The sequence below is a fragment of the Microbacterium sp. ZW CA_36 genome, assembly GCF_044987475.1.
Lineage (GTDB): Bacteria > Actinomycetota > Actinomycetes > Actinomycetales > Microbacteriaceae > Microbacterium.
In genome coordinates this window covers 1-4,870 of record NZ_JBJDRL010000116.1, presented here as the reverse complement: position 1 = coordinate 4,870, position 4,870 = coordinate 1, and the positions used below count along the sequence as shown (strand labels likewise).

4 protein-coding genes are annotated in these 4,870 nt (G+C 73.1%); 1 reads left to right on the top strand and 3 read right to left on the bottom strand.

Going from position 1 to position 4,870, the window contains the following annotated elements; all coding sequences use genetic code 11:
* Window positions 1-683: hypothetical protein (locus ACI3KX_RS21785; protein ID WP_404911058.1), on the bottom strand; the 683-nt coding region annotated here is incomplete at its 3' end.
* A 22-nt stretch (window positions 684-705) separates the two neighbouring features.
* Here ACI3KX_RS21785 and ACI3KX_RS21780 point away from each other — a divergent pair.
* Window positions 706-2,022, top strand: a complete 1,317-nt coding sequence (locus tag ACI3KX_RS21780; protein ID WP_363354231.1) for a chorismate-binding protein — start codon at window positions 706-708, stop codon at window positions 2,020-2,022.
* 182 nt (window positions 2,023-2,204) lie between these two features.
* On the opposite strand, the gene ACI3KX_RS21775 is transcribed toward ACI3KX_RS21780, so the two are convergent.
* Window positions 2,205-3,068: a polyphosphate kinase 2 family protein gene (locus ACI3KX_RS21775; protein WP_404911057.1), complete on the bottom strand. Its 864-nt coding sequence runs from the start codon at window positions 3,066-3,068 to the stop codon at window positions 2,205-2,207.
* Between the two features lie 88 nt (window positions 3,069-3,156).
* The coding region (menD, locus tag ACI3KX_RS21770) for a 2-succinyl-5-enolpyruvyl-6-hydroxy-3-cyclohexene-1-carboxylic-acid synthase (RefSeq protein WP_404911056.1) at window positions 3,157-4,870 on the bottom strand (1,714 nt) is incomplete at its 5' end.

Sequence of the window (4,870 nt, the reverse complement as noted above, 5' to 3'; positions counted from 1 at the left end):
GGGTCGGCGGCCGTCGTGTCTGCGTCACGATCGTCGGCGTCGTGCTCTGGGAACGTGACCCGCGCGGGCTGTGCCACCGGCGTCAGCGCGGCCAGGCGGGCGAGCCAGTGCAGGGCGGTCGCGTCGTCGAACGGAGCGAGGTCTGCGCGCACGCGCCCTTCGAGCTCGACGGCGACGGACTCGAGCCTCTCCACCAGGTCGAGCGGGTAGTGGTAGGCGACGCGGTGCTCGTCCCACTCGTCGCGGTCCTCGATATAGACGTCGCCGGGGCTGCGCAGCACGCCATCGCGGTCGAGGTACGGTTGCGCGGGCTCGCGCCGGACGACGTCGAGGTCCATGTCGATCCCGGTCGGGAGGCCGGCATCCCATCGCACATCCCAGGCGATGTCGATGTACACGCGCGTCGAGTGCGGGGCGGCGTTGTGCGTGTAGGCGAAGTCGCCGCTCGGCGGGATCAGCGTGACGCTGTCGTGCTCGGCGGCGAACTCGCGCCCCGGTCGCGCGTTGTTCCAGCCGGCGGGCTGCCCGAGCCAGTCGCCCCAGCGATCGCTGCCGAGGTAGATCTCGTCGTTGACCCAGTGGGCGCCGCCGTCCCACTTGCGCCAGCGGAACTGCAGCGCGGTCCCGACTGCGGGTCGGTCGGGATGGTGCGGATGAGGCTGCTCGTCGGCGTCGGCGGTCACCTCGCGAGTCTAGGCTGGAGGCGTGACATCTGCGCTCCGCCCGCCCCAGCTGGTGGTCGAGACCCGCGAGATCGAGCACGTCGACGACCTCCTCACGTACGCCTCGCCCGACGAGCCGCTCGCGTGGCTGCGGCGCGGCGACGGCATCGTCGGCATCGGATCCGTGGGCGGGTACGAGCGGGGGCCGCAGAGCGATCCCGGCCTCGCCCCTGCGACCCTGGCGACTCCGGCCGACACATGGCGCCGGATCGCCGAGGCAGCCGAGGTCGACGACCCGGTGGGCCTTCCGGGCACGGGTCTCGTCGCCTTCGGCACGTTCGTCTTCGACGACAGCTCTTCAGGCACGAGCCGTCTCGTGGTCCCGCAGACCGTCATCGGTCGCCATCACGGGCGGTCATGGGTGACCCGCATCCGCACGGCCGACACCGAGCTTCACGTCGCCGCTGTCGAGCCGACGCCGTACGGCCCCTACTGGTCGGCGACCCTCGGCCCCGGCACTCTCAACCCGGCCGGCTATCAGGCCGCGGTGCGGCAGGCCGTGGACGCGATCGTCCGCGGCGAGCTCGAGAAGGTCGTGCTCGCGCGCGACCTCGTGGGCACGATCCCGGCCGGCGCCGACCTGCGCAGGCTCGTCCGCGCCCTGGCCGACGACTATCCCGACACCTGGACCTTCGCCGTCGACGGGCTCATCGGCGCGAGCCCCGAGACCCTCGTGACGGCCTCGCGCGGCGTCGTGACCGCACGCGTGCTCGCCGGGACGATCCCCCGCGGCACCGACGCGCACGACGACACCGCGGCATCCACCTCCCTCGCGCACAGCGGGAAGGACCTCGACGAGCACCGCTACGCCGTGCAGAGCGTGCTCGCGACGCTCGGTCCGCACGTCAGCCACCTGAGCGCCGATCCCGAGCCCTTCACGCTCAAGCTGCCGAACCTGTGGCATCTGGCGACCGATGTCGCCGGCGACCTCGCCGACCACGCCTCGGCGCTCGACCTCGTGGCGGCGCTGCATCCGACGGCGGCCGTCGCCGGGACGCCACGGGATGCCGCGCTCGACCTCATCCGCCGACTCGAGCCGTTCGACCGCCGCCGGTACGCCGGCCCGGTCGGGTGGGTCGACGGCGACGGGAACGGCGAGTGGGCCATCGCCCTGCGGTGCGCCCAGATCGGCGCGACCCCTCGACGGGCTCAGGAACCGGCCCCGGCGGACGCGGCCGACAGCGACACCATTCCCGTCGTCGCCCACGCCGGCGCTGGAATCGTCGCACAGAGCAACCCCGAGACGGAGCTGCTCGAGACCCGCGTGAAGTTCCGCCCGATCGTCGACGCCCTCGCCTGAGCGAGGCGCCGGGGGTGGAGCGTGCATCCTGGCGAGACGACAAGGCGCGGACGAGACGGTGGGTGAACCCCACAGTCTCGTCCGCGCACTGTCGTCTCGCGCGACCGCAGCGCGCGGAGGCGACGGCAGCGCGCGGAGGCGACGTCAGCGCGCGGAGGCGACGTCAGGGCGCGGAGGCGACGTCAGCTCGCGGCGAGCCGCGCCTTCTCGGCCTCGACGTCGAAGGTCGCGACCGGCCAGTGCGGGTCGATCTCCTCCAGAGCCTCGAGGAGCAGGTGCTGCACCGCCAGGCGCGCGTACCACTTGCGGTCGGCGGGCACGACATGCCACGGAGCGTGATCGGTCGAGGTGCGCTCGAAGACGGTCTGGTACGCCGCCATGTACGACGGCCAGAGCTCCCGCTCGTCGACGTCGCCGGGGTTGTACTTCCAGTGCTTGTCGGGCCGCTCGAGCCGCTCCATGAGCCGCGACTTCTGCTCCTCGGGCGAGATGTGCAGCATCACCTTGACGACCCGGGTCCCGGTGTCGGTGAGGCGCTTCTCGAACTCGTTGATGGCGCCGTAGCGGCGCTCGATCTCTTCGGCAGGCGCGAGCTGTCGCACGCGGCCGATCAGCACGTCCTCGTAGTGCGAGCGGTCGAAGACTCCGATGAGCCCCGACACCGGAAGACGCCGCTCGACCCGCCACAGGAAGTCGTGCTCGAGCTCTTCAGGGGTCGGCTTCTTGAACGCCGAGAGCACGACGCCCTGCGGGTCGACCGAGCCGACCACGTGCCGGATGATCCCGCCCTTGCCGGCCGAGTCCATGGCCTGCAGCACCAGCAGCACGGCGGCATCCGTCGCGTCCACGCGGCTGCGCGCGTAGAGCCGCTCCTGATACTCGTCGAGTTCGGCCGCGCCCGCCTCCAGGTCCTCCGCGGCCTGGATCTTGTCCTTCGCATAACCCGGCGTCGAACGGGTGTCGACGTCGGCGAGGCGGAACCCCTCGCCGACCCGGAGGAGATCGGCGACGTCACCGATCCAGTGCTTCTGACTCGAGGCGATCATGGAGCCATCATGGCGTGCTTCGGCCGGCGGCGACCAGGATCGACCCACCGCGCGCGCCGGATCTGTGCGCGACGATCGGGCGCGTCGGTCAGCGCTCCAGCGGCACTTCGATGAGCTGGCGACCCTCGACCGCCGTCGTGAGCGCCTGATCGAGCGCGGACCGGGTCGTGACCCGCCGGTACTCCCAGCCGTACGCGAGCGCGAGCTGTTCGAGGTTCACCTCGTGCGGCGTGTACAGCACTCGATCTATGACCTCGGAGCCTGCCACGGCGGCCACCTCCAGGCCGTCGAAGATGGTGCCGCCGCCGTCGTTGCCGACCACGAGCTGGATGCGCGGCTGCTCCTCGTGCGGCGGCAGCAGCAGGGCGCCGACGTCGTGCAGCAGTGCGAGGTCGCCCAGCAGCACGCGCGTGACGCCCGCGACGCCGGCCGACTGGCTCGCCACCGCGATGCCGGTCGCGGTGGCGATCGTGCCGTCGATGCCCGCGAGCCCGCGATTCGCATGCACCGGCACCTTCTTGCCCGCCAGCACCTGATCGGCCACCCGCACCAGCCGCGACGAGCCGAACACGAGGCGGTCGTGAGGCCAGGAGGCCCGCCAGACGGCGTCGACGAGGGCGGCGCGATCGATCGGCGCGCGGATGACCTCGAGCTCTGCGGCGATCGCACCCAGCCGCTCCCCCGGGACCGCCGACGAGAGGCCGTCGGCGTCAGGGGCAGGAGGCGTGAGATCGACGGATGCCGCGCGCGAGGCCTGCAGCCATTCCCCGAGCCAGGCGCGGTCGGGGTCCCCCGTCGCGACGGCGATGCGGTCGGCCGCGAACGTGACGCCGTTGAGGTTGAGGGGTTCGCCGGGGCCGCGCACGGCCACGACCTCGACATCCTCGTCGGAGAGGAGCGCCGCGGCCTCGCGGCTGAGCGTCGGGTGCCCGAGCACGACCACGCGCTCGATGCGACCGCCGAGCTCGGGCTCGCGCAGCAGCTCCCGGTATCCGTGCACGAGATGGCGCCCGAAGCGGGCACCGCTCACGATCTCGGCGACGAGGGGCCACCCGCCCACGTGCGCGAGCTCCTCGGCCTCGGCGCCGGCATCTGCTCCTGCGAGCACGATCGTGCGCGGTCCGCGCTGGAGGACGAGCGGCGCATCCTCCGGCTCGGTAGGGACGTCGGACTCGCCGATCCCGCCGCCGCCCTGGTAGAGCGCTCCGGATGCCTCGTCCTCGGCCTCGGCGTCCACGGGCGGCCCATCGGGGTCGTCGTCGACGGCGGTGTCGAGCTCCGCCGCGGGGACGCCCATCCACGTGGGGAGCGCTCCGGCGAGCGGCTCGCGGTACGGCAGGTTCAGGTGCACCGGGCCGGGCGCGCGCGTTCCGGCACCGAGGGCGGCGGCGACGGCCTCGTCGGCGAGCGCCCGCAGCATCGCGCTCTGCTCGTGCGTGCCGTCCGGGTCGACCGCCTCCGGCACCGGCACGTCGGCCTCGAGCCGCACGCTGGGTGCGAACATCCCGGGCTGGCGCGTGGTCTGGTTGGCGCCGACGCCGCGCAGCTCGGGCGGGCGGTCGGCCGTGAGCAGCAGGAGCGGCACACCGGCGTGGTGGGCTTCGAGCGCGGCGGGCAGCAGGTTGGCGACCGCTGTGCCGGAGGTGCAGACCACGGCCGCCGGCATCCGTGTCTCCCGCCCGATGCCGAGCGCCGTGAAGCCGGCGACACGCTCGTCGATGCGCACGTGCAGGCGGATGGCGCCCCGCCGCTCGAGCTCCGCGGCGACGAGCGCCAGCGACTGCGAGCGCGAGCCGGGACTG